At 46.4% G+C, this 2,394-nt stretch carries 2 protein-coding genes; both read right to left on the reverse strand.

The features are described 5' to 3' along the window. Positions 1–312: 312 nt before the first annotated feature. Positions 313–714 carry a DUF86 domain-containing protein gene (locus ACG2F4_RS19205; protein WP_395262562.1) on the reverse strand — a complete coding sequence of 134 codons (402 nt, stop codon included), beginning with the start codon at positions 712–714 and terminating at the stop codon, positions 313–315. Continuing rightward, positions 707–1,144: a nucleotidyltransferase domain-containing protein gene (locus tag ACG2F4_RS19210; protein ID WP_395262563.1), complete on the reverse strand. Its 438-nt coding sequence runs from the start codon at positions 1,142–1,144 to the stop codon at positions 707–709. Before ACG2F4_RS19210 ends, ACG2F4_RS19205 begins: the two co-directional genes overlap by 8 nt. Positions 1,145–2,394: the final 1,250 nt, after the last annotated feature.

Below are 2,394 nucleotides of genomic sequence, written 5' to 3' on the forward strand. Positions count from 1 at the left end.
TCATCCGGTAACGCTGAGAGCTGTCTTGCACGGTTTCTTTCTTCACGCCTGCGCTGCGTTTGCACCAGACGGCTCATAAATCCAAGGCCGGAAGGGATGGGGAATGAAGAATGTAGATTGAAGAATAATGAATTTCGAAGGGGTGATCGTTTGAACGTGTCAAGCAATTATTAACCTCCAACCTCCAACCTTCAACATTCAACATTCAACCTTCAACACTCAACATTCAACATTTACCCTCCACCACAGAAGCAGCACCAGGATTATGGATAAAATACTATCCTGGGGCATCCGCCATCCGGTATCCGGTATTCACGCCCCCAACCTGCCATCTACCGCAGTGGCAAAAGCAGTAAAATCATCCAGGTGATCCAGGAAAGCAATCAAACGATCCACATCGACCGCGACATACTCATGCACCAAAATGTTTCGTAACCCGGCCATACCAAGCAACCGTTCCTCAAGATCCTGATCAATGATGTCAAACTTTCCCAGCAATTGAATACAATCTGAATACGTTTCGGCATTGCCCAGGTTATGATGAACAGCCAAATGACAAGAAAGATCAATGACAATTTGAATAGATTCTAACAACCCGTACCGCAGGGCCCATTCTTTTTTCTTATCCCGCTTGATTTCGGAAGGGGAATATGCCGATTTCAGCTCTTGTAATTCAGCTACATTATTTTCCAAATTCTGCAGACGTCTATTCATAATTCCGTTTGCCAAAATTTCCGGATGTCAGGCGTTTTCGAAAAGCTCCCTCAAACTGATCGCGCAGATAAGCAGTATCAAAATAATATCGATACACCTTGCTTTTATAGGTTGTATGAAGGTCCGGATCCCTATTTAACAGCAGTACCCCTTTTGTCACAATTTCATAGGCAAAAGCCGGATTTTTAGCAGGCAATTCATTCAATATTGTCACGTCCACAGTACCAGCCAGAATGCGATCTAATGCTGCCTGAAGTTTTCCGCGGCTGATGAGGTCGGGCGTTGATTTCATATATACGGCTATATCAACATCACGGAATTTTTCTTTATCGACCATTGAACCAAACAGATAGACAAACAGCACCTCTTCTTTGGATGCAAAGAAATCCTTAATTCTTCGTCGGATATGATTTTTTTTATCAACTTTCACAGGAGGATCTATTTGTCATGTGACGATATAACGCAGGATAAGGTGCAAAATTCTAAACGGGGGCTTTGCCAAACCCCTCCATTCCCCGTTCCGAGGGAGTTCTATTCCCGTTTAAACGGTCACCAAGGTCGGTGGTACAATCACTTCCCAACAAAATAGCAGGTTCTGCAAGGGACCCCAATATATAAAAGAGGCCTTTGAAATACTACCGGGGGAATTTCCTTGTGGCTGGCTAATAACGGGTGGAGACGGAGGATTATGGAATATGGATTAAGGATGAAGAATGAAAAATGAAAGATAAAACCAACGACGGCTTATTTGAGTACAGGAGCATGAGCTAAAAATTGCAAACCTGCCCTTCCAGGCCTTGAATGGGGCGCGGAGGCCGAAGCAGGCGGGGGTGGATGTTGCACCGGTGAGAACTTCGATAGCAGGCAGCCGGCGTGACGGACCATCAACATCCACGCCTGCACAGGCGGCAGCGGGTGCCCCATTCTCTGCCTTGAGTTTTTGGTTCCTTTTGGGTCAAGCCAAAAGGGACACCTCGGTTGGGGAAAATAATCTCCTGCTTATCATTATGGCTTCCTTATCCTCCTTCCTTGTTCATTTTTTCATCGATGAAAAAACGAACCAAAAAAATCGCCGGCGGAGGATTTATTCACCTGGACGCGCTCCGCTATGGCTAAAAGAAACCAAGATATTGTACGGGCGTGCCCTCCCGTTTCTCTGCTGCTGTGATATCCCGGGAGCGGCCGTTGCTCCCCGCCCTGCACGGTTTCTTTCTTCACGCCGCCGCTGCGCTTGTCCCGGGCGGCTCATAAATCCTAGGCCGGAAAGGAGGGGGAATGAGGAATGTAGATTGAAGAATAATGAATTTCGAAGGGGGAGCTCGTATAAACGGGTTATAGCATCATGCCCAAGACCGGAAGAATTTCTGTCTGACGAGGGGCGGGCGACGAACCTAAACAGCGGCAACAAACGAATTCCGCCCCGAGGAGTTAAATTCTTCTTGATTTTTTCGTCCCTTTTGTATCAAGACAAAAGGGACACCTCGGTTGGGGAAAACAGTCTCCTGTTTCACATTCAGGCTTCTTAATCATCTTTCCTTGTTCATTTTTTCATCGATGAAAAAACGAACCAAAAAAATCGCCGGCGGGGGATTTATTCGCCTTGCGGCACTCCGCTTCGGCTAAAAGAAACCGAGATGTTTTCCTGCCTTGCCACTCATCAATATACTGCTGTGATATCTC

It is taken from the genome of Halalkalibaculum sp. DA3122 (genome assembly GCF_043951865.1).
Classification (GTDB): Bacteria; Bacteroidota; Rhodothermia; order Balneolales; family Balneolaceae; genus JAMQKA01.